The sequence below is a fragment of the Paenibacillus sp. DMB20 genome, from assembly GCF_000987955.1.
Taxonomy (GTDB): domain Bacteria; phylum Bacillota; class Bacilli; order Paenibacillales; family Paenibacillaceae; genus Paenibacillus_AQ.
Genome location: NZ_LAZU01000011.1, coordinates 36663 through 63488 on the forward strand (window position 1 = coordinate 36663; position 26826 = coordinate 63488).

At 52.1% G+C, this 26826-nt stretch carries 20 protein-coding genes and 1 pseudogene; 11 read left to right on the top strand and 10 right to left on the bottom strand.

Features of this window, described 5'->3' with window-relative positions:
- The first annotated feature begins 158 nt into the window (after positions 1–158).
- Positions 159–302 (top strand): hypothetical protein, encoded by a 144-nt coding sequence (locus XI25_RS33240; protein WP_160308871.1) that lies wholly within the window; start codon positions 159–161, stop codon positions 300–302.
- Complete coding sequence (gene argH, locus XI25_RS03370; protein WP_046677366.1) at positions 299–1714, top strand: argininosuccinate lyase; 1416 nt, start codon at positions 299–301, stop codon at positions 1712–1714. Before XI25_RS33240 ends, argH begins: the two co-directional genes overlap by 4 nt.
- Positions 1715–1986: 272 nt before the next feature.
- On the opposite strand, the gene XI25_RS03375 is transcribed toward argH, so the two are convergent.
- The 7 genes from XI25_RS03375 to XI25_RS03405 all read right to left on the bottom strand — a co-directional run bounded on the left by XI25_RS03375 (position 1987) and on the right by XI25_RS03405 (position 12249).
- A complete protein-coding gene (locus tag XI25_RS03375) occupies positions 1987–3519 on the bottom strand; it encodes an S-layer homology domain-containing protein (RefSeq protein WP_327204718.1) in 1533 nt (510 codons plus the stop codon).
- A complete protein-coding gene (locus XI25_RS31010; protein ID WP_052759433.1) occupies positions 3465–6821 on the bottom strand; it encodes a LamG-like jellyroll fold domain-containing protein in 3357 nt (1118 codons plus the stop codon). The genes XI25_RS03375 and XI25_RS31010 overlap by 55 nt, the downstream gene beginning before the upstream one ends.
- An 89-nt stretch (positions 6822–6910) precedes the next feature.
- Positions 6911–7753 (bottom strand): phosphonoacetaldehyde hydrolase, encoded by an 843-nt coding sequence (gene phnX / locus XI25_RS03385; RefSeq protein ID WP_046677368.1) that lies wholly within the window; start codon positions 7751–7753, stop codon positions 6911–6913.
- A complete protein-coding gene (gene phnW / locus XI25_RS03390; protein ID WP_046677369.1) occupies positions 7750–8844 on the bottom strand; it encodes a 2-aminoethylphosphonate--pyruvate transaminase in 1095 nt (364 codons plus the stop codon). The genes phnX and phnW overlap by 4 nt, the downstream gene beginning before the upstream one ends.
- A 22-nt stretch (positions 8845–8866) precedes the next feature.
- A complete protein-coding gene (locus XI25_RS03395; protein ID WP_046677370.1) occupies positions 8867–9856 on the bottom strand; it encodes an extracellular solute-binding protein in 990 nt (329 codons plus the stop codon).
- Between the two features lie 31 nt (positions 9857–9887).
- The gene (locus XI25_RS03400) at positions 9888–11504 is read right to left on the bottom strand and encodes an ABC transporter permease subunit (RefSeq protein WP_046677371.1); all 1617 of its coding nucleotides are present in this window, start codon (positions 11502–11504) and stop codon (positions 9888–9890) included.
- Entirely contained in the window at positions 11497–12249 is a 753-nt protein-coding gene (locus XI25_RS03405; RefSeq protein ID WP_046677372.1) for an ABC transporter ATP-binding protein, read from the bottom strand. The genes XI25_RS03400 and XI25_RS03405 overlap by 8 nt, the downstream gene beginning before the upstream one ends.
- A gap of 228 nt (positions 12250–12477) precedes the next feature.
- Here XI25_RS03405 and XI25_RS03410 point away from each other — a divergent pair, with 228 nt between their 5' ends.
- On the top strand, positions 12478–13242 hold the full coding sequence (locus XI25_RS03410; RefSeq protein ID WP_046677373.1) for a DeoR/GlpR family DNA-binding transcription regulator: 765 nt from the start codon (positions 12478–12480) through the stop codon (positions 13240–13242).
- A 164-nt stretch (positions 13243–13406) separates the two neighbouring features.
- Here XI25_RS03410 and XI25_RS03415 read toward each other — a convergent pair whose 3' ends face one another.
- Entirely contained in the window at positions 13407–14183 is a 777-nt protein-coding gene (locus XI25_RS03415; protein ID WP_046677374.1) for an alpha/beta hydrolase, read from the bottom strand.
- A gap of 409 nt (positions 14184–14592) precedes the next feature.
- Here XI25_RS03415 and XI25_RS03420 point away from each other — a divergent pair, with 409 nt between their 5' ends.
- Both XI25_RS03420 and XI25_RS03425 read left to right on the top strand, forming a co-directional pair.
- Complete coding sequence (locus tag XI25_RS03420) at positions 14593–15318, top strand: hypothetical protein (protein ID WP_046677375.1); 726 nt, start codon at positions 14593–14595, stop codon at positions 15316–15318.
- 72 nt (positions 15319–15390) lie between these two features.
- Positions 15391–16104, top strand: coding sequence for a hypothetical protein (locus XI25_RS03425; RefSeq protein WP_152669058.1), 714 nt, complete (start codon positions 15391–15393; stop codon positions 16102–16104).
- A 118-nt stretch (positions 16105–16222) separates the two neighbouring features.
- Here XI25_RS03425 and XI25_RS03430 read toward each other — a convergent pair whose 3' ends face one another.
- A complete protein-coding gene (locus XI25_RS03430) occupies positions 16223–17653 on the bottom strand; it encodes a VanW family protein (RefSeq protein WP_046677377.1) in 1431 nt (476 codons plus the stop codon).
- A 205-nt stretch (positions 17654–17858) separates the two neighbouring features.
- Here XI25_RS03430 and ftsE point away from each other — a divergent pair, with 205 nt between their 5' ends.
- The 5 genes and pseudogenes from ftsE to XI25_RS03455 all read left to right on the top strand — a co-directional run bounded on the left by ftsE (position 17859) and on the right by XI25_RS03455 (position 23881).
- A complete protein-coding gene (gene ftsE / locus XI25_RS03435) occupies positions 17859–18545 on the top strand; it encodes a cell division ATP-binding protein FtsE (protein WP_046677378.1) in 687 nt (228 codons plus the stop codon).
- Positions 18535–19453, top strand: a pseudogene (ftsX, locus tag XI25_RS03440) (permease-like cell division protein FtsX). Before ftsE ends, ftsX begins: the two are co-directional and overlap by 11 nt.
- 121 nt (positions 19454–19574) lie before the next feature.
- On the top strand, positions 19575–20876 hold the full coding sequence (locus XI25_RS03445) for a murein hydrolase activator EnvC family protein (protein ID WP_046677379.1): 1302 nt from the start codon (positions 19575–19577) through the stop codon (positions 20874–20876).
- Between the two features lie 111 nt (positions 20877–20987).
- Positions 20988–22457 (top strand): S41 family peptidase, encoded by a 1470-nt coding sequence (locus XI25_RS03450; RefSeq protein WP_046677380.1) that lies wholly within the window; start codon positions 20988–20990, stop codon positions 22455–22457.
- Positions 22458–22552: 95 nt separating this feature from the next.
- Entirely contained in the window at positions 22553–23881 is a 1329-nt protein-coding gene (locus tag XI25_RS03455; RefSeq protein WP_046677381.1) for a PDZ domain-containing protein, read from the top strand.
- Between the two features lie 105 nt (positions 23882–23986).
- Here the strand turns inward: XI25_RS03455 and XI25_RS03460 are convergent, their stop codons facing one another.
- Entirely contained in the window at positions 23987–24256 is a 270-nt protein-coding gene (locus XI25_RS03460; protein WP_046677382.1) for a PepSY domain-containing protein, read from the bottom strand.
- A 224-nt stretch (positions 24257–24480) separates the two neighbouring features.
- Here XI25_RS03460 and XI25_RS03465 point away from each other — a divergent pair, with 224 nt between their 5' ends.
- Positions 24481–26805 (top strand): helix-turn-helix domain-containing protein, encoded by a 2325-nt coding sequence (locus tag XI25_RS03465; protein WP_046677383.1) that lies wholly within the window; start codon positions 24481–24483, stop codon positions 26803–26805.
- Positions 26806–26826 lie beyond the last annotated feature (21 nt).

The following is a 26826-nucleotide window of genomic DNA, read 5'->3' on the forward strand; positions in this document are numbered from 1 at the left end:
CGTTAAAAGTGGCGGCTGAAGTGTATCGGGGCCGTTAATTGTGAAGGCAGGAAAGATTCCCGGCGCTTTAATGAGATGAACAATTAATTTTATGAACTTAACTTAAGCGAATTTCGGCTTACGATATGGGAAGCGGATTTCGGGAGATCTAACGGTGTATGAAGTTACAACAATACTTAACAGGCGAAGGCCGTTTCAAGCCGGTTACGCACCATGGGCTTGTCTTCCAAAAGGAGATGAGCGGTGCCGTTCTCGGCGGGAGACGGCCCTCTGCCTTAAACGAAAGAGGGGCAACAGCGTGAGCAAGTTATGGGGAGGCCGCTTTACCAAACAGACCAACGCCTTGGTGGAGCAGTATACGGCATCGATCGGGTTCGACCGGCAGCTGGCGGAGGAGGACATTCAGGGCAGCCTGGCGCATGTGACGATGCTGGGCAAATGCGGCATCGTGCCGCAGGAAGACGTGGAGACGATCAAGGCCGGCTTGAACAAAGTGCTGGAACGGATCCGCAAAGGCGAAATCGAGTTTTCGGTTTCCGACGAGGATATCCATATGAACATCGAGAAGAACCTGATTCAGGAGGTTGGAGCGGTCGGCGGAAAACTGCACACGGGACGCAGCCGGAACGACCAGGTGGCGACCGACATGCACTTGTATTTGCGGGGCCGCGTCGTGGCGCTGACGGGGATGCTGCATGAGCTTCAGAACGCTCTGATCGGACAGGCAAAAGACAATCTCGATACGATTGTTCCGGGATATACGCATCTTCAGCGGGCGCAGCCGATCCTGTTCGCCCATCACCTGATGGCGTACGTGTCCATGTTCCAGCGGGATATCGACCGCTTGATCGACAGCTATAAGCGCATTAACGTATTGCCGCTCGGCGCTGGAGCGCTTGCGGGAACGACGTTCCCGATCGACCGCCATTTCGTGGCGGAACAGCTTGGTTTTGACGGTGTGTACGAGAACAGCCTGGACGCGGTAAGCGATCGCGACTTTATTCTGGAGTTCCTGTCGGATGCGTCCATCATCATGATGCATCTGTCCCGCCTCAGCGAGGAACTGGTGCTGTGGAGCAGTACGGAGTTTAGCTTCATCGAGCTGGACGACGCCTTCTGCACGGGCAGCAGCATCATGCCGCAGAAGAAAAATCCGGACGTTCCGGAGCTGGTGCGCGGGAAAACCGGACGCGTGTACGGCAACCTCATGGGCCTGCTGACGGTCCTGAAATCGCTGCCGCTCGCGTATAACAAGGACATGCAGGAAGACAAGGAAGGCATGTTCGATACGGTGGCTACGCTGGAGGGGGCCCTGCAGCTGTTCGCGCCGATGATCGCCACCATGAAGGTGAACAAGGGCCGGATGCGCGAAGCCGTGAACACCGACTTCTCCAACGCGACGGATATTGCCGACTTCCTCGTCGGCAAGGGATTGCCTTTCCGCCAGGCGCATGAAGTGATCGGCAAGACGGTGCTGTACTGCATCCAGAACGGCAAGTTCCTGCTGGACCTGTCGCTGGAGGAGTTCCAGCAGTTCTCGCCGCTGTTTGACGGCAGCATTTATGAAGTGCTCAAGCCGGAGACGGTAGTGGACGCCCGCAACGTATACGGAGGCACCGCTTCAGCGCAGGTAAAAGCAGCCATTGATCGGGCGGAAGCGCGTTTAGCGGCGGCCGAGGAGTGGATCAAGGCGCACGGTGCCGAAGCGGAGTAATTGGAGTATTTTTAATATGGTATCGAAAAAACCGACGTAAGAAAGACTTAAACATTGAAAATCCCCTCTAAGCTGTACCGTATCGAAACTGCCACTCGGCTTATACGGACGCTTAGAGGGGATATTTTATTGCGGTTGTTCCTTCCAGAAAGCCAAAATCGGCATGCGCCGCCCGGGTACTCCCGATGGGGAGGCCGGACGGCGCATGCCGATTAATCATTTGTTTTGCGTGGCCCGTCGAATGTCGATTGTCGATTGGCCTAGAAGATCGTTTAGGCGTCGGCCCGAGCGAATGACTGCAGCAGGTTGTACACCGCCTGTGCGGCTTCCGCGCGAGTCGTAAGCCCGTTCGGTACGAAAAGTCCTTCCTTTCGACCGGACAGCAGCTTCGCTTCCACGGCCTTTTTCACATAAGGCAAGGCCCAGCCGCTAATGAAGTTTTCATCTTTCATTTGTGCCGATGCGGCACCCGTCTTCGATGCCATTTGAAGCTCATAAGCGCGAACGAGCATGACGGCCATCTCTTCCCGGGTAATCTTCCGGTTTGGCTCGAACAGCTTTTGTCCAGCCCCTGTCACAATACCCGATTGATAAGCAGCGGAAACTTCTTTCGCGTACCAGGCATCGTCCGCTACGTCGCTGAACGGCGTCGAGCCGGTCCGGGACAGATTCAGCGTCCGGGCAAGCAGTGCCGCGAATTCTGCGCGTGTGACGCTGCCGGTCGGCGCGAATCTCGTTTCTGTCATTCCATTGATGATCTGCTTGGCGGAAAGTTCATGTATGGTTTCGTATGCCCAATGGTTGACATCGACATCGGCATAGGATTTATCCAATGAAAGAAGCGCATATTCGCCAAAATGGCTGAGCTCAACTTCCATCGCACTGCGGTCGGCATTAAGCTTGCCGCCAACATGGATTGCGCCATTGCCTGCCATTTGATAGATGCCGGCAAGCTTCGGATTCATACCCGCCGGAATCCGGAACGTAAGCTTCGCAGGCTTCGGGAATGGATCCAGCCGGTGTTGTTTTCCGTTTCCATCGATAGCTGCAAGGGACAGGGTCAGCATTTTTCCGCCCAGTGTATAGCGTGCGTTGCCGGAGCCGTTCGCTTTTTGCAGCAATTGCTGCGCCTTCGTAGTCTCGACGGCTTCCAGCCTTATGACAATGCTGGCCGACTTTTCGGACGCGGGAAGAGACTTCAGCAGCGATTCGACCAAAGCGGCCGGAACGTTCAATTGAGCTTGTTCGGATTCTACGATCAGGCCGCGTCCCATTAATTTTTGAGCTTGTTTATCCGAAAGTATGACGCTTGTCTTGCCGTCCGGCAGTTTCACATGGACGGCCTTCGTTTCACCGCTCAACGCTTCGTCTGGAACGGTGACGGCATTAGTCGGCAGATCCGGCTTCTGTGCCTCTTCCTTCTCCGGCTTTGTTGGTGAAGTAGGTGAAGGTGTCGACGGTGAAGTGGACGGAGGTGCTGTCGAAGGCGGGTTCGGTCGAATGATCGATTCTTCGGCACGCCGCACGATAATGATGTATTCTCTCGTTGCTCCATCAACCGTTACAGTCACGGTAATTCGGTTGTCGCCTACTTGCAGGTTTGTACCGCCCCGGATGGTGACTGCAGCAGTCGGATCGGCGGCCGTATAGGTCACGTCCACTACCGTCACTGCATGAGGCACCTGGACGGTGTAACTCAGGTTGTTGCTTGCAAAATTGCTTATTGTTTTACCGTTAATTTTCAGATCGGTCAGCGCGCATTCTCGGTCGCCGATTCTTCGGCACGCCGCACGATAAYGATGTATTCTCTCGTTGCTCCATCAGCCGTTACAGTCACGGTAATTCGGTTGTCGCCTACTTGCAGGTCCGTACCGCCCCGGATGGTGACCGCAGCATTCGGATCGGCAGCCGTATAAGTCACGTCCGCTACCGTCACTGCATGAGGCACCTGGACGGTGTAATTTAACTTGTCGCTTGCAAAGTCGTTTACTGTATTCCCGTTAATTTTCAGATCGGTCAGCGCCGCATTTTCGTTCAAGCCGGTCTGTCCGGTGAAGTCAATCTCGCTCATGCTGGTGTAGGTGCCCGAGCTGTTGTACGTGCTGGCGACAACGAACTTGACGTATCTTCCTTGAACGGGTTTGTCAAAAGCCACGTAGTCCTGGTATACATTGCCGGTCCACGTTTTACCGAACGTGCCGCTCGTTTTATTTGCAGGATCTGCTAGAAATGCGGGATTCTCCAGGTCGGCGAGATTATCGGAGACGTACAGTTCAAATTCTTTAGGAAATTCCATCGAACTTTGTGCCATCCGGCTTTTTCGTTGAATGCCGCTAAGCTTATGAGTGCTTTTCATATCAATAATGACCCAATGTGGGAAATCAGCTTCACCATCCTCCCACTTCGTATGCCAAATCGTAGCCTCGGAACCGTCCAAAATATAAGGCGCCAAAGCATTATCTTTTACGGCATCTGTGCTGAAGGAATCGATCGTAAAGTCTGTTTTGGGGATAAAGGAATAAATGACCGAGTCTTGCGCTTCTTTTAATGCCCGCATCAAATCGATATAAGTGCCGTCAATTACCGCCGGCTCGCTCTCTGCCGTTATCGCCTTCGCGAGCGTTAATTGATCCGCGAGGCTCTTTAGCTTGTCAGCCGGGTAAGAAACGCCAATGATATTGCCGCTCTTGGTCTGGAATTGATCGGCTTGGCCAATCAGTTCGGTTAGCTGTTCAAACGTATAAAGCTTCACCATTTTGTATGAATCGGAGAGTGCCTTGACTTCAGTAGCGGTAAGCGCCCGTTTCCAAATTTTCAATTCGTCCATTGTCACATTAGCGCCGCCGTTGCCTTTGTTTCCGTCCGTTCCGATGTGAATGTTATAACTGTCGAGGCTATTGCCTGCGGGAGCAGCAATCGCACCTTTTGCCTTCTCAACGCCATCCACATAGACCTTTGCCGTTTGGCTCGCTCTATCCATCGTAACGGTGAATAGATGCCATTCGTTCCCGACGCTTTCAGCTCTGGTATCGGAACGGTTTGTACCGTCGCTTGCGTTGATTGTCATGCTATTAGCGACTGCAGGGCCGATGTACCAGCCGACATTTTTGCCGCTATTCCAGTTTTTATTGGATATAACGGTCTGGTCGCCCGCGAGATCGCCGGTATGCCAGAAGGAAGCCGTAAAATCGCCACTGCCGACTTTAAGGTCGTCGCGATTGCCCAGGTCGATCGAGTTACTGTTTCCTGCAGGAATTTGCACCGCTTTATTCGATTTGCCAGGTACGTAGTTGATCTTCCCGTTCACGATAGCCATGCCTGTTACGTCTTTTGCGTCATCATTCAAGTTTTCATCGAATTTCATATCGACGACGAGTTCTTTCCACATGGTTTCATGGTCGATCGGTGTCGGCTCGGGAGCTGAACCGCCCGTCTTGAACGACTGTTGGAGCGTCGAGGATCTGTTGCCGTAGCTGTCGACCGCCGTCACAAGGACGGTATAGGCCGTCGCCGGTTCCAGGCCTTCAAGTTTGATGTTTATTTTGTTCGGAATCGGGGAGAAGAAGAAATCAGATAAGACTTTAAGCGACTTAACGACTGCTCCCGAACGTTGTTCAAGCAAATTGACTTCATAATGATGCGTGTTCTGGTCGTCTTTTGCTTGAGTGAAGCGGAGGACAGGAACGTCGTCCGAAGTTGCAACCTCGATGGGGCCAGAGAAGACAGGCGATGTTTTATTTCGTGTCGTGTACTTGAAGTTGCTTTTAATTTCTTCGTTGGTATTGCCTTTCAGCTCAATTACCCATTTCTTGCCGGCGGATACGGCTTGGCTGGTGTACGGGGGAACCGGCTGCCAGTCATCGTATACATCACCTGAGTCCGCATTCATCGTAATCCGATCCACTTCTACCCGGTCCTCATACACTTCGATAAACTGGGCTTGGGAGATCGGCATCTCGAAGCGTCCGACAAGGCCCTTTTCTGTCGATTGCATATAGCCTCGCTCCGATTCCACATACGACATGGACCCGAGATTAATGGACGTAAAATCTTTTTGATGAATTGATCGTTCATCGTTGATGTTAAAGTGTGAATGGCCGGAGAGCACAATCGCTTGCGGATAATCTTTCAAATCCGCGTACAGGTTCGGATTGGATGCTTGTAGACCGTCCATCACCGTACCTGAAACCGGCTGATGCACGCCAATGAATATCGGCTTATTCTTGTTCTCCGGAATAGCTGCCAGCTCAGAGAGCCGGCCTTTCAGCCAGTTGCGCTGAATTGCGTCCCAGTTGTAGTTGTTTCCGTTAAGGAAAAAGAAATGGTAGCCTCCGATTTCCGATTCGTAATAGCCGTTTGGCTGACTCGTGAACCATTCTGTCGGATAATGCTCCTTTACTTTGGCAACGGTGGCGTCATGATTGCCGATCGCCATCCGTACCGGAATGTCCGTCCAGTTTTTTCGAGTCAGATTGTTCTGGAAGACTTCCCGTACCATAACGTGGTCATTTGGCTTATCGTTCCCGTTATCATTGATCATGTCTCCGATGCTGAGAATCGCATCCGGCTTGGAAAAGATCGACTCTATCGTGTCGAAGTAGTTGAGATATCGTGGATCGGCAGTGCCGCGCGACCCAATATGAACGTCTGACATGGCGACGAATTTGAGCAGCGGCTTCTCGTCAGTTTTGATGATATAGCCGTATGTGGCCGCTTTGCTCCAGACGCCGTTTATAACGGCAGCGACCGAGAGGTTGGTCGATTCCTTCAATACGATCGGATTCCCGTCGAATTTCAAACTCGTTTCATCCGGCGACGTGCCGTCCTGAGTATAGTAGATTTCCGCGCCCGGCGTTGAACTGCTCAATGTAACGCTGACGCTCCCGATATAACGGCCGGGCTTTTCCGATGGGGTAGGGATAGCGATCTCGGTGGCTGTCAGTTCGGGTGCTGCCGCGTTGGTCGACGATTGAACCTGCATCTGCGTTTCTGAAGCTGTATCATCCGCGTAGACTTGTATCCCTGTGACCGGGCCTAAGACCGGCGTCGCCGTAAAAGCGATGGAACAAGCGAGCAACGAAAGCCACGTTTTTTTAGACTTCAACAAAGCCATTACCTCCTCCATGTTTGTCACCGAATGAGCATTGTTGTATGGTCAGTCTCTTTGGATAGAGCCGCCAAAAAACTTACTTGTGTTCAAGACGACGGGAGGCTCTTCAACCGCTTCACGCCGCCGGGGTTGATCCCCTCGGACAACAGATCGTTGATGCTATCGATCAGCGATGGAAGCTCGCTCATCGTATGAATCGTAAAGTCCGCCCCGTGCTGCAGGAAGGTCTCTTTTGTCTTTGCGATCGCTTTTTCTTGATCGGATGCTGACAGGCTCTCAAATTCCTCCTGCCTGAGCCCCATTTCCGAGCTTCCGATGACGACGCCGACCGACCATACGCCCGCGTTTACGCCTTCTTTAATGTCGGAAACCGTGTCGCCGACCTTGACGACCTTCCGGCACGCCGACAGCTTCAGCTGCTCCATGTTGCGGTAGATCATGTAAGGGTAAGGTCTTCCGAGCGAATGCGTATCATCCGGCGTTACGTAAACATCCGGGCTATAGCCTTTTTGGCGGGCATTGGAAACGACGACCTCCATCATGGTGCTGGTATACCCTGTGGTTGATCCTATTTTAAGTCCGCGGGTCCTAAGGTTGTCCACCGTCTCAACAACACCGGGAATCGGATCCGTATATTGGGAAAGGGAAGCCATAAGCGCAGGCTCGAATTCGGCGTAAAGCTTCTCCACATCCTGTTCCGTAAAAGAGCGCCCGTACTTATTCTCCCACAGCGCCGACACTCTCGGCATGGACAGCATCGCACGGATATGATCAATCTTTAACATGCCCATGGGGGCTCTGGCTTCGTCCATCGTAACGCCGATGCCGGCATTTTTAAAAATATCCACGAACACGTTGACGGGTGCAAAACATCCGAAATCCACGGCGGTTCCCGCCCAATCCAAAATAACGCCTTCTATTCTGCTCATTTTGCGGTCACTCCCATATATTCTTCGATAATCTCGCATAATTGCTCGATGTCCTGCCGATGAATTTCCCCGATGTTGCCGATGCGGAACGTATCCACTTCCGTCAGTTTGCCGGGGTAGATCACGTAACCTCTGGCTTTAACATAAGCGTAGAAATCCTGAAAGCTGAACCGTTCATTCGGAAACAAAAAGGTCGTAATGATCGGCGATTGTTTATCCGGTGATATGTAGGCATGGATGCCAAGCTGCGCAAGTCTTTCTCTTAACATAGCATTGTTGTCACGGTATCGTCTGGATCTTGCGGGTATGCCGCCTTCCTGAACGAGTTCATCCATCGCTTTGGAGAACGCAGCCACCACATGGGTCGGAGAAGTGTAGCGCCATTTCCCGTCTTTGTCCATTTCCTTCCATTGATCAAACAGGTCTAACGATAGGCTGCGTGCAATGCCCTTGCAGGCTGCAAGCTTCCCGGTCTTGGCAATAACAAAACCAAACCCGGGAACGCCCTGAATGCATTTGTTAGCGCTGCTGATCAAATAATCAATTCCGAGACCGCCTACGTCCATCTCGATTCCGCCAAAACTGCTCATGGCATCGATGATTAAGGTTTTATCATATTCATGGGCAAGCCGGGAAATCATTTCGAGCGGATTCAATATACCCGTTGTGGTCTCGCAATGAACCATGACGATATGCGAAATATCAGGGTCTGTTTCCAAAACCGATCGGATGCCGGCTTCGTCGGGCTGCTGGTCATAGCTCACGCGGTATTCCGCAAACCGCAGGCCGATGTACCCTGCCATCTGGACGATGCGTTCGCCGTAAGCGCCGTTCGATACGATAAGCAGCTTGTCCTCATCTGCGATCGTGGACGTGAGGACCGATTCCACCGCAAATGTGCCGCTTCCCGGCATAAGCACCGCCGTATACTGAGCCGGATCGACTCCTGCAAATGTCAGCAGCTGGGATCTGATTTTTTGGGTAATCGATTTGTAGTCGTCGTCCCATGTGCAGCGGTCCAGCAGCATTTCCTCTTTCACGGTGCTGGTCGTGGTCAGCGGTCCGGGCGTTAACAATTTATAGTTGTTCATCTTGCTTCACTCCTTGCCTTCATTATTTGGACGAATTGAAAAATTGTTGGTGCTTCTCAAGCAGTTCCACGGTGAGCGGCTTCTCAAAAGTCTTCGCATGCTTCGGTTTATTGATATCCTCGACGGATTCACCCTGGTACAAGGCAACCGGATAGTTGACGATCAGATCCTTTCTTGCGTCCTTGATGATCGTCTCCGCCATTTTCATGGCAAGGTCGGTCGCTTCATTGTCCTTGTTCACTACAGCAATGGATTCCGTCAAGGAAAAATTACCTTCAATCGGGTCCACGAAGTCAATCGGGGCTCCCGATGCTTTGGCGGCAACAGCCTGATGGCGGAGGCCAAAACCGGCTGCGACTTCTCCGGCCTGTACCTTTTTGATGGGACCGGAGCCCGAGCTTTCAAGATGAGGACCGACATTGGCAATGAGATCATGCAGCACGGTTTTTCCCGCTTCTTCCCCGTATTGGGTAATGATGGCCTGGATCAGAAGCCATCCTGTGGAGGAGTCCATAATGTTCGGGATCGACACCAGACCCTTGAACTCCGGCTTCGTTAAATCGGAAATGGATGTGGGCATAGGAAGCCCCTTTTGCTTTAGCACTTCCGTATTGACAAAGATCGAGCCGGTGTTTGCCAAGACAGGCGTGTAGTAAGCAGGATATTCTTGAACGGCGCCCGTTTCGAACGCAAGGTCTTTAAACATGGAGTTTTTGCTCTGAGAACTCTCAATAAAATAGGAGCTCATCGTAACAAGATCGGCTTCGATTTTGTTGCCCTCGGCGATCAGCTTTCCGCCGAGCTCCGAGGTCCCGAACGACTGCAGAACGTACTTGCCTTCAAAACCGCCACTTTTGAGGGATTTTTCCATGGCCTGCACCGCTTCTTCATCGCCGTTTGTGTAGATGACCACTTTTTTCGTACCTGCATCACTTTTGCCGCATCCTGCCATGGCAAACACCAGACTGACGGCCAATAGTGAGAGCAGCATACATTTCAACGTTTTCTTCATCGAAATTCACTCCTTGAACTTGGTTTATTGGTTAATGTGCAGCTTTTCGTTTTTGCATGTAATCACACAGAATTTTGATGATCAAATTGGTGAAGAAGATGAGCAGGGACAGCACGAAAATTTCGTTAAATTTGGCGAAGTGCTGAAGCTCTTTGATCTTGCTCGCAACAACGGACGTCTGGGCGGAGACCAGAAAGATAATCCCGCTGACCGTCACCATGGCGTTGATGAAATAGTAGCCGACCATCTCAATGACCGTTGAGGCCGAGTTCGGCAGTACGACCCTCCAGACGGTTTTGAACCAACTGTCCCCCAGAAGCTCGCCTGTCGTTTCCCAGGACGGATTCATTTTGGAAAGGGAGTTCTTGGCCATCAGGTACGGCGTCGTAAAGAAATGCACGATATTGCACAGGACGAGGATCGCGAAGGTCCCCTTTAAGGTGCTGCCGTTAAAAAGAAGCAAGTACGAGATCCCCAGCACCATGCCGGGCACCGTATTTGTGATCATTGAAACGAGGTCCATGCCGGACTTGCCCCTTAAGGAGGTCCTTACGTTCAACAGGGCCGAGGAATATGCCGTTAACGTGCCGAAAAGGGCGGTTAATATAGCGACATATAACGAGTTAAGATACACCTCCGTCAAATCGCCGGATTGAAAAGCGTCGATTACATGCTTGAACGTAAAGGTAAGGTCATACGGAAAGCCGTTTAACCATGGAGCGATAAACATAACCGCAAAGATCGACAGCATTCCGAGAACGATAACGGACGAGGCAATGCCGAAAGCCATATCCCGGGTTCGGTGACGGGGCAGTTCGGTGTTGGTCAGCTTGTCATAGTGAAAATTCAGTCTCTCCAGCCGGTTTAGCAACCAAATGCCGAACACAGCCGGGACAAGCATCAATATAGCAATGACAGCCCCCTGATTGAAGTCGGGAATCGAGCCAAGCATCACCTGGTACAGCTGCGTTGCCACAACCGGGTAGGTTCCGCCCACCGAAGCGGGGATTCCGAAGTCCGTAAAGCTGAGAATGAAGGAGAGCACGAAGGCCCCGCCCAATGCCCCGGCGAGCGGCCGAAGGATGGTGTTCGCAAAACTTCGCAATGTCCCGTCGCCCATGAGTTTGGATACGATGATGAATTTTTTGTCAATGTACTTAAAAGCGTTATGAATCAGCAGAAAAGCCGGCGGCAGCGTGTAGATGACATATCCAATGAGCAGGCCGTTAAACCCATAAATATCGAACAAGTTCCGCCCCGCAAGTTTCGTGATCAATCCCTGGTTGCCGAGCGAGTACATGATCGCAAAGCCGTAGGTGATCGTCGGAAGAAGCATGGGAACGACAATGGCCGTTCTCATCACGCCTTTGAGGGGGCCGCATATTTTGGTGCAATGGATGGTGTATGCAAGCGTGAACCCCAAAACGGTGGTAATGAGGGCCGTTGCCGCTGACACTTTTAAGCTGTTAAAGACAGCTCCGACCAAATCCCGTTCCGACCAGACCGAACTGTAATTCGCCAATGAAAACCCTTGGCCGGTTTCAAACGAACGGACCAGCAAAATCAGAATCGGCAGGAACAGGAAAGCCGCAAACAACAAAAAGATGACCGTGAAAATAACCCGCATTTCAGGTTTGACGTTATGCATACTGTTCTCCAAACAAGTTATAGATGTTCTGTCTTTTGATGTGCAGCTGCTTGATAATGAACTGCTCCACAAAATCGTTGCCGGGCTGATGGACGATTTCCCGGGGCGTGCCGAATTGCGATATTTTGCCCTGGTGAATGATCAGGATTTTGTCCGACAGCGTTAGAGCCTCTTCCGGGTCGTGAGTCACGATAATCGTCGTCAATTTAAATTCGCGCGCGATCGATTGTATACGCTGTTTGATCGATTCCTTAATGACCCCGTCCAAAGCGCTTAGCGGCTCATCCAGCAGAAGGATCTTCGGCTTGGTTACCAATGTTCTTGCCAGAGCCACCCGCTGCTTCTGCCCGCCCGATAGTTCCCCGATTCTCTTCATCAGGTGAGGCTGCAGCTCCAGGAAATCGATATATTCCTGAATCTCCCGAGCGTTAACGGCGCCCTTCTTGTTGCGCAGGCCATACACGATATTGTCGTAAGCGTTCAAATTCGGAAACAGGGCGTAATCCTGAAATACAATGTTGAACCCCCGCTTCTTCATCGGTACACGAGTCAAATCCAAATCATGAAAGAGGATCTTCCCCTGATCCATCTGCGTCAATCCAAGGATGATGTTCAGCAGCGTAGTTTTTCCGCTTCCGCTTGGACCAAGGAGCGAAACGATTTCGCCTGTCCCGATCTCAAGGCTGATGTCATCCAGAACCGTTTTCCCGTCAAATTGTTTGCTGATATGCTGAAGCTTCAGCACATGGTTCACCTCCTTAAACACAACCCAAGTATAAAAAGGCTGTGTAAATCCCGATCAGGAGGTATGTAAACATTGCGTAAATTATGCATATATTTTTCATGATTTATATCTAATTCTTTCGTGTGTTATGACCATGTCTGGCGGAGGAGCAAGTAAAATGTGTTGAATGTACGGGACGTAATCGGTACACTGATGATAAAACCATGACAAAAATAAACGGGTGAGAATATGCTGCCGCTTGAAAGGCAAAAGAAAATCATCGATCTGTTAACGATTCGGAAAGTTCTCAAAATCGCGGAGCTGACGGAAGAGCTGGATATTTCGGTGGATACCCTCCGCAGGGATTTGAACCTGCTGACAAGCCAAGGGAAAATTCAGAAGATTTATGGCGGGGTGAAGCTCGCGGAACCTGGTTTCGGGGAATCCTCGATGGATGAGCGCATGGTCAGCCGCCTGGAAGAGAAGGACAGGATTGCCCGCAAATGCAGCGAGTATATTAACGACGGCGATTGCATTTATATTGACAGCGGATCGACAACCTATCAGATTGCAAAATACGTGAAGTTTAAAAAGAAACTCACGGTCGTTACCAATTCGATTCCCGTCGTGAACGAGCTGATGCATAGCGACGTGGAGCTGCTCATCATCGGCGGGAAGATAAGAAGGGACGAGCAGTCGGTTGTGACGTATGATTATATATTTAATTTTCATCAGCTTAATGTTCTGAAGGCTTTTATCTGCTGCAGCGGAATCACGATCGACAAGGGAATCTCGGACTATAACCTGGAGGAAGCGATCACCCGAAAAAAAATGATCGAGCTATCCAAGGAGGTTTACGTCGCGGCCGACAGTTCCAAATTCGGCAAAGACGTCACGGTCTCCATTGCGCCGCTTGACCGGATCGATGCCATCGTGACGGATTCCGGCATCAAAAAAAGCTTTATCTCCGCATTCAAAAAAACGCGCACCGGTCTCGTCGTGGCGGATATTTAAAATCCGCCGGGCTTTTTTGCAAGGTCATGGACGTTCGTGCTGTTGTCGTTATAAAAACGTAAAACCGGACATTTCACTAGTCTTGAACGATCTAGTCGATGTCCGGTTTTAATATAGGCGCGTGACCCGAAACAGGCTCGGGCTTGCAGTAATGGAGTGCGAAATTACTTCTCGCGCAGCGGCAGCCATTTCAGCACGTCTTGAATTTTGGCATCCCAATAGCCCCATTCATGAGCGCCCGGTCCCTCCGAATAAGTCAGGTCGAGCGAGGTTTCCCGGCAGGCCTTCAGGAACGTTTGGTTGTTGTCGTACAAGAAATCCTCCGTTCCGCAGCACTGATACAGCTTCGGTTTGGGGCCTTCGGACCGGTCCAGCCGCTTCACGAGCTCCAGGAGGTCGTTGTCGCCGCCCTGAATCGGGCCTTCGCCAAAAATCAGCTTTGAATCTCTTTCGAAGGTTGCTTCTATCATTCTGTCGGCCACATCCAAAGCGCCGGACAAGCTTGCTCCCGCGGCAAACATTTCGGGCTTGCCCAGCGCCAGCTTGAAAGCGCCGTATCCGCCCATGGACAGCCCGGCTACGAAGTTGTCCTCCCGCGCATGGGACAGCGGGAAGAAAGAGCGGGCGAGCGCGGGAAGCTCCTCGCTGATAAAGGTCCAGTATTTGCCGCCGTACTCCATGTCCGTATAAAAGCTGCGATGCACCTGCGGCATGACAACCGCGATTCCCATGGAAGCCACATACCGCTCGATGGATGTCCGGCGCAGCCAGATCGAGTCGTCGTCGGACAATCCGTGAAGCAGGTAGAGCGTCGGATGGCGATGCGAGCCGGCACGGTTTTCCATGCCGATTTGGGTTGTCGTGTTTTGCGGAAGAATGACGGTCATCGTCGTGCTCAGCCCGAGCGCTTCCGAAAAAAAGTGACATTGCATGAGTGCCATGCTATAAAATCCCCCTTTATGTCCTTCTGGTCGTTACCTCCGATGATAGCATATTCAACTATAGATATATATCATGAAAGTCATATTATGCCTTTCAGATGGACAACGACAGCGTATATCCCTGGATGCGCGAACGAATGCCGTCACTGTACAGCAGGTACTGCGTTCCCTTTTTATCGGGGGAAAGCATTTTTCTTGAATTATGATATATCCGTATGATTGGAACGAAGCTGCAAGGAAATCTCTCTTTTAACCACGGAGCCCTCGGTCCGAGGACGGAGCAGCCCTTCCGCCGGAAGCCTGTTTGCCTGAGGACCGGTATGTGTTACATTAACAGAAAGGAAAGCATTGCGAACGGATTTCGGGCCAAAGCATCGGCGGGAGACTTAAGAAACGGGGGATTCGGGAAATGGAAGAGTTTACTGGAAAACGGGAAGATTTGCATATCACCGGCGTTGGCAAAACGGCGGGCGGAGTATACGGAAAGGTTCAGCTGGATGGCATGGGAAGCGTCGGCGGCGACCTGGACTGTACCGATTTGATCGGAAACGGCTCGGTAAGCGTTAAAGGGGCGCTCACAACCAAAACCGTTCGCATTAACGGCAACGGTTCGATCGATGGGCCGATGGATGCATTGGAGCTGTTTGTCGGGGGAGCCGTCAAGATCAAGTCGGACGTACGTGCCCGAAGCGTGAAGGTGGGGGGAAGATGCCGCATTGACGGACGGTTAACGGCCAAAAAAATCGAACTCAGCGGCAGCCTGAAAAGCGAAAGCATCCAGGCGGAAATCATGGAGGTGAAGGGCGGCTTCCAGGTGGACGGTCCGCTTTACGGAGACAGGATCGAGATTAAGCTGTGCGACCGCTGCGAGGCCAGGGAAATATACGGGAACTCCATCACGGTGCAGAAGAAAGGAAACAGGATTTGGGAGCAGCTTACCTTTTCCATAAGACCGATTCGTCTGTTTGCCCGGATTCTGGAAGGCAGCACCATCGACGTGGAGTATACGGAGGCAGAGGTCGTCCGCGGCAACCGGGTCGCCATCGGTCCGGGCTGCAGGATTCGTCTGGTGGAATACAGGGATGAGCTGATCCAGGATCCGACCGCGGAAATCGGCGAAGCCCGGCGGGTGTAATCCTGGGCCGATAAACATCAGGTTTTGATATCGGCGCTGAATATGGTTGTTGGAGAAAGGAGTGTCATGATATTGAACTACAGGACGGGGGCCAGACACGATGTTTCCGTAATGGGCAGCGGCTCTTCCGCAGGCGGGCTGCTCGGAAAAGTCAGAATCAACGGGGACGGCCGTATTTACGACAGTGCGGATTGTTTCGTTTTTCGCTGTAATGGGAGCGCTGGCGTGGAAGGCAGCATGCGATGCGAGGATGCCCGGGTTAACGGTCATTTGAGCGTAAGGGACGATCTGGAAACGGAACAGATAAAGGTTAACGGAGGCCTGAAGGCCGGCGGGAGCGCGCGCATAAGAGTGGGACATATCAACGGAGACCTGGACATCGGGGAAACGCTGTCGGCGGTCAGGCTCACCGTTTACGGAACGCTGGAAGCCGGCGGTGAGATCGGAGCCGAGCATTTGAACGTACGGGGAGCGGTGGAATCCGGAGATGCGCTGTACGGAAGGGAAATCCGATTGAAGCTCGTCAGCTCCTCCCGCGTGAAACGAATGATGGGAGAGCACATTTCGGTAACCGTCTCCCTCCTGGCCAGAATGATCGGTCGCACCAAGCTGGAAGTGGACATGATTGAAGGCGACGAGATCGTGCTTGAGCATACAAGAGCGGACATGGTCCGCGGACGGCGCGTGAAAATCGGACCGGGCTGTACCATTGGAAGAGTCGAATACAGCGAGGTATTCGACAGCGACAGGGACTCCGACGTGGCGGATGTGATCCGCACGTTCTAGTCTACGAATCGGCTGATCGCAGACATTTTCCGACGCTAGCCGAAAATGATTAAAATGATTAAGCAAAGCCAGGGACATCCGTCCCTGGCTTTGCTGTGTTGCACGAACGCGGCAGCTCCTATGGATTGCTGACTCCATCCTCTATGATCGGGGCTTTCGGTACCCCTCTCGAGCCGGGAATATCGCCGCTTGTCGGGTTCATGCCGACGATGGTGCTTTGGCCGCGATAGACGTCCCGCGAAATCCGGACGCGTTCCATCACTTTTCCATTCACTTTTTTGACCCGGTAGGTTTCCACCACATATCCCGGCTTTCCCCGTTGGATGATTTTTTGCTTGCCCGGAGACAGGGAGGAGTCCCGAACGTATTTCAACGGGGCCGGAATGCTTTCGACCGATTTGGATTCCAGCTCGTAAACCGTATCTTTGGGAAACGTGCCGAAAAATTTCAAGGTCAGCGTCCGTCCGTTTACCTCGGAGCGGATAAGGAGATGCTTGCCCGTGTTGTTGCGGAACCGGAAGTTAATCGCCCCTTCGGCAAAAGTGGCGTCCAGCCCTTTCGGCAAATAGTTGACGGGAAGGGAGTGGCTGCGCCGCTCGGTCACTTCGAGTCCGGTCAGAAGCACGGCATTGTATACGGTGCTGGACACCTGGCAGATGCCGCCGCCGATTCCCGGCACGAGCTTTCCGCTTACGATGACGGGTGCTTGGCGGAAGCCGTATTCCTTTTTCGCTTTGGCGATCACTTCGGCATAATTGAATTCTTCGCCGGGCTTTAAGATCATCCCGTCCACGGCCTTTGAGGCGGCGGTGATATTATGTACCCTTCCCGGTCCGCTTGCACCGAGGCTCGTTGAGAATTGAATGATTTTCCGCTCGATTCCTTCGGCCTTCAAGGACTCGACGGTGACCTCCGGTTGAACGGGTTTCAGCGGGAGTTCCAGCTCTATTTTACCGGATGACTTGGAATCCAGGGGGGAAAGATCGGCAGGCAAGGCCGCAACGAACCGCTCGCCCAGGATCGTCCAATCGATGCGAAGAGCGGTTTTCCCGGGGATGTACCGGACGATATCGTTCGATATGCTCCGGACGGCATTTACCGGCTCGCCCAATCGCTCTTTTTCCCATTCCGGGCTCAATATCCGCTTCAAATCCTCACGGTTCCACTCGGCGGTGATGCTCCAGCTTTTTTCAAAGCGGTTCCTGTGGACCGCCCGTTCCCACAGCCCCCCTTCCATCAGATTCCGGATGGCCTCCCGGAAAGCATCCGCCCGATACTTCACTCCGGCCTGCCTCAGGCTCAGCACTTCCCTGCCTCCCGGGATTTGCGGATGCCCGAATTCGACTGTCGTTTTCTCCATGGACTCCAGACGTTTGTCCAATTCATGCAGGATTTCGGCTGCCGGCCGACCTCCAACCTCCCAGCCGGACAGCGTGACCCCTTGCGGAAGCTCTTTTTGATTGGCATATAGAGTCAGTCCTCCGTAAACAAGCGAGCCGACCAGCATTAGACTGATGATCACGATGAGACTCAAATGAATTTTTTTCATGAGAAACCACCTTTTAACTTCTTGTTACTCGGAGTTCAAGCACCTTTTCATATATATGCCGCTGGGGCGCCAAACTTTCGGGTACTCAAAAGGTAACAAATTTGTTACAATAGGTGATGTCGTGAGGATTTTTCATGGATTATAAAGGAATTCCTTGGAAAGTGTCGAAAGTATAAGGGCTAATCAAGTAATGGGAAGTGATGAAGTGATAGAGATGCAGGACGTGTGGAAGACCTATCCGAACGGCACCCATGCGCTTCAAGGGGTTTCGGTAAAGATCGACCGCAATGAATTTGTTTACGTCGTCGGACCGTCCGGCGCAGGCAAATCGACATTTATGAAACTCATTTATAGAGAAGAAGTGCCCACCAAGGGGCAGATTTCCGTTAACGGATTTAATATCGGCAAGCTGAAGCAGCGCAAAATCCCCTATGTGCGCCGAAATATCGGGGTTGTTTTCCAGGATTTTCGCCTGCTGCCGAAGCTGAGCGCTTATGAAAATGTAGCTTTTGCAATGGAAGTGATCGAGGCGCCGACGCGCCTGATGAAGAAACGGGTCATGGAAGTGCTTGACCTTGTGGGCTTGAAAGGAAAGGCCAACCGTCAGCCGGCGCAATTGTCGGGCGGAGAGCAGCAGCGGATCGCCATTGCCCGGGCCATCGTGAACAATCCGTCGGTCATAATAGCGGACGAGCCTACCGGCAACCTGGATCCCGAAACATCGTGGGGCATCATGCAGCTGCTTGACGAGATCAACTTCCGCGGAACGACGATCGTCATGGCTACGCATAACAAAGATATCGTCAATACGATGCGCAAGCGCGTCATCGCCATTGAGCATGGACAAATTGTGAGAGACCAGGTGAGAGGGGAGTACGGATATGACTTTTAGAACCTTCCTCCGGCACTTGCGGGAAGGGGCCAAAAGCGTATTCCGAAACGGCTGGATGTCCGTGGCTTCAATAACCTCGATCGTAGTGTCATTGTTTATTCTGGGGGTTTTCATTTTATTGGTGCTAAATGTAAACGCCTTGGCCGATAAAGCCGATAGTAAAGTACAGGTAAGCACGTATTTGAACCTGAACGTGAGCCAAAAGCTGAGGGAAACGATCCAGAAGGAAATCCAGATCATGCCCGAGGTCAAGAGCGTCCGCTTTGTGTCAAAGGACGAAGGCATGAAGGAACTTACCGAGAACTTCGGCGAGGAAGGAAAGGATCTGCTGCAGGGGTTTACCGACAAGGATACCAACCCGCTGCCGGATTCCTTTGTCGTTGAAGTGTTCGAGCCGACCACGGTTCCGTTCGTCGCCGATAAGATCAACGCTTTGAACGAAACCCATGCGGAAAAACCGATCATGAGAGTGAAGTACGGGGAAGGCACGGTGGAGACGCTGTTTAAAATCACCCGTACCGTTCGCAACATCGGATTTATTTTTGTGGCAGGCCTTGGATTGATGTCGATGTTCCTGATCTCCAATACGATCCGGGTCACGATTTTGGCGCGCCGCCGCGAGATCAGCATTATGAAGCTGGTCGGCGCAACCAACAATTTCATCCGCTGGCCGTTTTTCGTTGAGGGGGCCTTGATCGGGTTTATAGGCTCCTTGATCACGATCGGCGTTTTTATTCTTTGGTTACAGCCGCCTTCATGCTTCAGTCATGAGCGACATTACCTTAAGCCAAAGCCTGATCCCGCTCGGGGATATATGGCATCTGCTGGGAGGGCTTATTCTTCTGCTCGGCATGCTGATCGGCATCTGGGGCAGTACGATGTCCATCCGCAAGTTTTTGAAGGTTTAAGAGGCACCCTAAGCATCTTTTGATCACGAACTTTTATGGACAAAATCGTTGCTGGATCATACGTTCTCGGGATCGCAGGATTCCTTGATACAACAAATCGCAAAAGGATGGGGAGTGCACGTTGAAAAAGATCGCCGCCGGATTAGCCGCCTTACTATTGGCCGCAGTCGTATTCCAACCCTCTGCCGGATCAGCCGAAAACAAAACGTCTGCCGATGTGGACCGTCAGCTTAAAGCGCTGCAGCAGCAGGTCCAGAAGGCCCGCGAGCAAAAGAGCAAGGCAGCGGAGGAAAAGCAAGAGGCCCAGCACTATAAAAACAAGACAAACAAAAACCTTAAATATGTCATGGAACAAATCGGAATCGTCAGCGATGAGCTTAGCAAAATCAGCGTGAAGATCGACGAAACGGAGGATTCACTCCGCGTAACCGCGAATGAGCTGAAATCGGCCGAAGAACGCATCGCGGCCCGCGAGAAGCTGTTGGAATCGCGTATCCGCCTGATTTACATGGATGGGGAAGTATCCTACCTGGATGTGCTCTTGTCCTCGACCAGCTTTACGGATTTCCTGGAACGCGCCGACTCCCTGAAGACCATCGTCGATCAGGATCAGGACCTGCTCGTTCAGCATAAGCAGGACAAAATCCTGGTGCTGGAGAAGAAAAAAGAGCTGGAGAGCCAGTACGCAAAGGCCAAGGATTTATACGCGCAGATGGAAGACCGCAAGAGCGAATTGGCCGACAAAGAGAAGGAAAAAAGAGTTCTCATTGCCAAGTATAATCATAAAATCGAAGTTTCAGACGATATATCCACAGAACAGGAGCAGATGCTCGTAGCCCTGGCTACCAAGCGCTCCCAGCTCCAGCAGGAAAGAAACAAGCTTGCCGCCGAAGAGGCTGCCCGCCGGGCCGCGGCCGCCAAAGCGGCTGCGGAAGCAAGAGCCAGAAAGGCCGCCGCTGCGGCAGCGAAAAAACGTAATCTGGTCGCTACTTCAAGCCCTTCGGGAAGAGCCGCCTTCAACGGAAACGGCGGACCGTTCGCCATGCCGGTATCGGGGGCCTACCTTTCCTCCGGTTTCGGATACCGCACGCATCCGGTTACCGGACAAGCTCTGTCCATGCACACCGGACAGGATTTTGCCGTCTCCGAGGGCACGGAAATCCGGGCCGCCGACAGCGGAACGGTCATTCTCGCCGAGTGGTGGAGCAGTTACGGCAACACGGTCATTATCGATCATGGCGGCGGCGTATGGACCCTCTACGCCCATATCCGCAGCGGCGGCATCAAAGTGTCCGAAGGGCAGCAGGTCAGCCGCGGCCAAAAAATTGCCGAAGTGGGTTCGACGGGCCGGAGCACGGGTCCTCACCTGCATTTCGAAGTACGGATTAACGGATCGGCCGTAAATCCGACGCCGTATTTGTAATCCGCCAAGCCAAACAGCCGCTGTATAAATATTCCCGGAGAGTCAATCATATACTAGGATGACCGGGAAGCTGCGAAGTGGTATGCTTAATCGTACAAAGGCGGTGAAAACATGATGAAAAAAAGAACGGTTCTATTCCTGGTCGCAGCCTCGATGCTGTGCGGCGTTCTGCTGACGATGGTGTTTACCCAGCTTCCGAACCTGGCGGGGTCGGGGGCGAGCGGGGAAGGCCTGCTGGCCAGCATCGCCAAGAACGGTCTGGAGCAGGAGGAAGCCAAGAAAATAGGTACCGCCCTCGATTTAATCGAAAGCAATTATTACAAGGATGTTGACCGGGACAAGCTGGTTGACGGCGCGATCAACGGAATGATGGAATCATTGGGTGATCCGTATTCCAACTACATGGGTAAAGTGACGGCCGAACAATTCGAAGAGAGCATTGAAGGCTCCTTTAGCGGAATCGGCGCCGAGGTTTCATCCGTGGACGGTTATGTCGAGGTTGTTTCTCCGATTAAAGGGTCTCCGGCGGATAAAGCCGGAATCCGGGCGAAGGATGTCATTTTGTCCGTTAACGGGGAATCTTTGCAAGGATTGGACCTCAATGCCGCGGTCGCCAAGATTCGGGGACCGAAGGGCTCCAAAGCGGTATTGAAGGTAAAGCGTTCAGGCACCGCGGAGCCGATCGAATTCGTCATCGTCCGTGATGACGTGGACCTTGAAACGGTAACCTCTCGCATGGAGAGCAATGGTGTCGGCATTATTGAAATCTCGCAGTTCTCCCTGAATACGGGGGATCGGTTCAAGGAAGAGCTCAAAAACTTGGAAGACCGGGGAATGAAGGGGCTCGTCATAGACGTTCGCAACAATCCCGGCGGCGTGCTTGCCGTCGTCATCGATATTGCGGAGCAGTTCGTTCCAAAAGGCAAGCTGATCGTCCAGGTGGAGGATAAAGAACAGAAACGGGAGAAGCACCCGTCGCAAGGAAGTTCCAAGCCGTATCCGGTCGTGCTGCTGATGAACAAAGGCAGCGCCAGCGCCTCCGAGATATTGGCAGGAGCGCTGCAGGAATCGGCAGGGGCCATATTGATCGGCGAGAACTCTTTTGGCAAAGGGACCGTGCAAACCAGCTTCGATAAGCAGTTTGGCGACGGAAGCCTGCTGAAGGTAACGATCGCCAAATGGCTGACGCCGAACGGTACCTGGATTCACGAGAAAGGGATCAAGCCTGACATGAAGGTGGCACAACCGGCTTACTTCTCGGTGGCTCCGCTGGATAAGAAGAAAACTTTAACATATGATTCGAACAATTCCGACGTGATGAACGCCCAGATCATGCTGGACGCCATCGGCTTCAAGCCGGGGCGGAAGGACGGCTACTTTGACCGGGCCACGGAAAAAGCGGTGAAGAGCTTCCAAAGCAGCCGGAAGCTAAAGGCCGACGGAAAAGTTAATGCGGCAACGGCGGAAGCCCTTGAGGCGGCGTTGATCAAGAAGATTCAAGATCCTGAAAATGACAATCAATTGAATCGCGGAATCGCCGAAGTCCGGAAGGAAATCGCGGCTAAAGCGTCGAACAAATAAGAAGGCTGAACACAGCCTTCTTTTTTTCGATCTACATGCCGGTTTACTTCATGTCAAAAGATGACTTTACGTCTTGAAGGGAGAGTGACGGACTTTTGGATTTGGCCAAAGAATGGTTATGGCTGGGATTGGATGCCGGAATACAGCTGCTGACGCAGCCGTTTTATTATATTTCGATTTTATTGATCGCTTTGTTTTACCGGAGACAGGTGCTGCTGGAGCGAAAGCTGTTCCATGTCCGTTTGAACGGCTGGGGGCTCCAGACCTGGAGAACATTTCTTGGAGGGCTGGCCGCAGGTTTGGCGGTTTCGGTCATCATGGCGTTTTTGGGGGTATCTTTGACCCTGGATGCCGTGATCTGCATATGGGTGACCGCATTCATACTGATGCTGTTTGGCGTGCGGTTTCTATGCTTCGCTTATTCCATCGGCCTTCTCGGGGTTCTGCAGTCCATTTTAGGCTGGTTTCCCCAGCTGCGTCTGGAGGGCTGGCTCGGCAGCGTTCAGTCAACCGTGGCCGGGCTCGACATTCCGGCACTGCTCGCTTTGGCCGCAATACTGCATTTTGCAGAAGGGGTGCTTGTACGGGTACAGGGCGCGAAATTCGCGACCCCGCTATTTCTGGAAGGGAAGCGGGGAAAGATGGTGGGCGGTTATCACATGCAGAGCTTTTGGCCGCTGCCGCTATTCCTGCTGGTACCGGCTGCAGGCGGCGGGCCGATACTGCCGTGGACGCCGTTTTTCGGCGGCGAAGCTTGGAGCGGCGGAGTCGGCATGGTGGCATTGCCGGTACTTATCGGGTTTGGCGAGATGACCCAAAGCATGCTGCCCAAACAGAAAGCGGCTGTTACGACGAAAAGGCTTGTTTTGTACAGCGCGATCGTGCTGGCGTTAAGCCTGCTTGCCGAGTGGTGGGCCCCGCTGGTCATCGCTGCCGCCTTGGCGGCATTTCTGCTGCACGAAGGGCTGATATGGTATAGCCGCGATGAGGAACGACAACGGAGCCCTCTCTTTGTCCATCCGCCTCGCGGTTTGCGGGTACTGGCGGTGTTACCGGGCAGTCCGGCCGAGGAACTTGGCATCTTGGCGGGCGAGACCATCCTTCGCGTGAACGGAACGATCGTTCATGATAAGGAGCAGCTGCACGACGCATTGAGGCAAAATTCAGCTTTCTGCAAGCTGGAGGTTCAGAACCACCAAGGCGAAAGCAAATTTATGCAGCGCCCCATTTATGCCGGGGAGCACCACCAGCTTGGGGTGATCATAGCACCCGATCCTGACGGCGATTTGGCAGTCATGCTCAAGCCTCTGAGCATCCTTGCCGTTCTTGGCATGAAGCTGAACGTGAAAAGGAAAAGCGCGGGGAATACGGACCGGGCGAAAACCGAGCCGACTCCGGACAAACCCGAAACGATAGAGGTTTAGGGTCTACCGTCCAATCATAAGAAGCCCGGCCAACGCAGGGTTACAAGACAAGCGTCCTCCATTCGGAGGGCGCTTTTTTGGCATATAATACGTACTCCGTCTATGTTACCGGCCCGCCCGCCCATATTCATCCGCATCATTTTCTTCTTCTATTTTGAGTACTCTTCCGGACTTCGCAAGAATCTCCACTTCGAATATCCGTTGATCGGGTGTTAGAATGAACACCTCATATACCAATACGCCGTTCTCTAAGTCCATGTCTACATGCTGGATTTCTCCGGGGATGTGGTTAAGCGCGATTTCTTGAGCCTGCTGCTTCGTAATTCCTTGTCTATGCGTCGGCATGGAGTTACCGGGATAATAGTTCTGATACATGCAAAGCTTCCTCCTTATCCATTGATTTAACTCGTTTATCCATATGTAACGGGCGCATGGTTGGTGCCTAAGAATCGTACTGTACGGTAATTCCCCGTACATGAACCAAATTCATGATTCGTTATCAATTTTCATGAAATCCTATTCATGCTTTTTAAAATCGGTATATTGTAATTAATGTCACGGCCAAAGCTTATTACAATCCACATGAAAGGAATGAAGGTATGGGGGAACCGATTTCTTGCGCAAAAAACGCAAATTCCAATCGCATGTCCGTATTCGTCACGCTGCTGTTGTCCTATATCGTGGTGCTGTTGATCCCGGTGGCGGTCTTTGGAGGGCTGTACACGCAAATCGAGAAAATCATGATCGAGAACGCCAATACATCCAACATGGCCCTCATCGAGCAAGCCAGACAGGTCGTGGATGGCCGTTTGGACGAAATGCACCTGATTTCCCGAAATACCACCTCCCACCCGAAGCTTGACTCCCTGCTTAAATTGGACCCGCCTCAAAACGGGACGGAACAGTATAACTTTTTCAGCTTTATGCAGGAGCTGCAGCGTTACCGAAACAGCAGCGGCTTTATCACCGATTTTTATGTATACCTCAGGAAAAGCGATACGATCTTAAGTCCAAGCCTGAAAACGAGTTCTTCCGTCCTGTTCTCCGAAATTTATGGGTATAACCATATGACGTATGAACAATTCCGATCGCGCATACTGCATGGGGTTCACTTTAACGGCTTTCTCCCGGTGACCGAGGTCGGAAAAGGGCTTAACCAGAAACGGATGTTGACTTATTTGCAAACGCTTCCATTCGGAGAAAAGAAAAACTCGAAAGGATTGCTTGTCATGCTGATCGACGAGCAGAAGATCGTCGGTTTGCTTGAGGAAATTGTGAAAGCGAACCATGGCACCATTTATATCAAGGATGCAAGCGGACAGGTGATCCTCAGCGTGGGGGACGGGGCGAATCAGGTCGAGAAGAACAAAGGCGGAAGCGATATGATGACCGTAACTACGAAGTCGGCCCGTAACGGCTGGGAGTATGTGTCCGTCGTGCCGGAAGAAGTGTTTATGGGGAAGGTGAACATGGTCAAAACAATGGCCGCCGGCCTGCTCGGCATCTGCTTTGCGGCCGGAATCGGCGCTTGTGCTTTCATGACCTACAGGGCGTACCATCCTTTGCGGGAAATTATCCGGTTCATCCGGCAATCCCACCCGGTGAGGGAGGGAGACGTCCGCAATGAGTACGATTTTATAAAAAAGGCGATGGCCGCATCGTTCGGCAAGCAGACGGAAATGGAAGAGCAGCTGTACCAGCAGACGCCGGTGATCCGTTCCAATTTTATGCTCCGTCTTCTAAAGGGTCACGTGGATATCGGGGATGTTTCGGAACATGCCCTGGGCTTTATGGGAATATCGTTTCCCCATCCCCATTTCGCCGTCGCGTTGATTGAATTGAGGGATGCGAGCAGCTTTATTCATAACGACCGCGAAAGCGAGTGGGCGTTGATCCGTTTTGTCACGGCTAAAGTAGCTGAAGAAATACCGTGTTACACCTCTTACGCCGTGGAGCTTGAGAAAAATTTAGTGGCCCTGATCCTCAATATTCCTCAAAACGGCGACAGGGGGGAGGAACTGCTTCAATGGGCGGAGCAGGTGAAAAGAGTGATTGAGCAGCGTTTCAAAACGCTGACGACCATAGGAATCAGCGGGGTTCATACGGGGCTTGGCTCGATTTCAACCGGTTACGGCGAAAGCGTAAAGGCCCTGGAATATTCCACATTTACGGTTTATAAGCCGGTACTTCTGTATGAGGAAATGAAACGCAAAACGGAGGTGTATTATGATTTTCCCATTGAGGCCGAGGTTCAGCTGATCAATGCGATCAAAACAGGGGACATGGTGAAAACGGAATCCATTATTCGAAGTTTGTACGAGAACAATTTTAAAGGAAAATCAATAACCCCCGGTCTCGGGAAACTTCTCTTTGCAAATCTTTTAAGCACGTTATTCAAGCTGCTGAACGCTTTGAATTTGAAGTATGAGGAACTGTTCGGCACCACAAGCAGTCCTGTCGAGAACTTCACGGAAGCCGGATCGGTCGAAGAGATGTACAAGGAAATCCTGTCGATGTTCGAAACGGTTTGCCTTCACGTCAAAGAGCAGAGAGGGGACGCTTCGAACCAACTGCTGGAGAAGATCAAGATGCACCTCCGGGAGCATTATGACGATTCGATGATCAGCCTGGCCTCCATTGCGGATCGATTCAACATTACGCCGCCTTATTTATCCGCCTTTTTCAAGAAAAACAGCGGCACCAACCTGACGGATTATTTGGCGCAGATCCGGATCGAACGCTCGAAGGAAATGATGCGGGACCCAGGGAATACCATATCGCACATTGCCCGGTCGGTGGGCTACACCAGCGATATCGGATTCATTCGGGTATTTAAGAAACACGAAGGGATCACGCCCGGAAAATACAAGGACTCGCTGCATTCCGTATCATCCGTCGTAAGGAATGATCATGCGAATTCTTAATCCCGTATCATCCATCTTGAA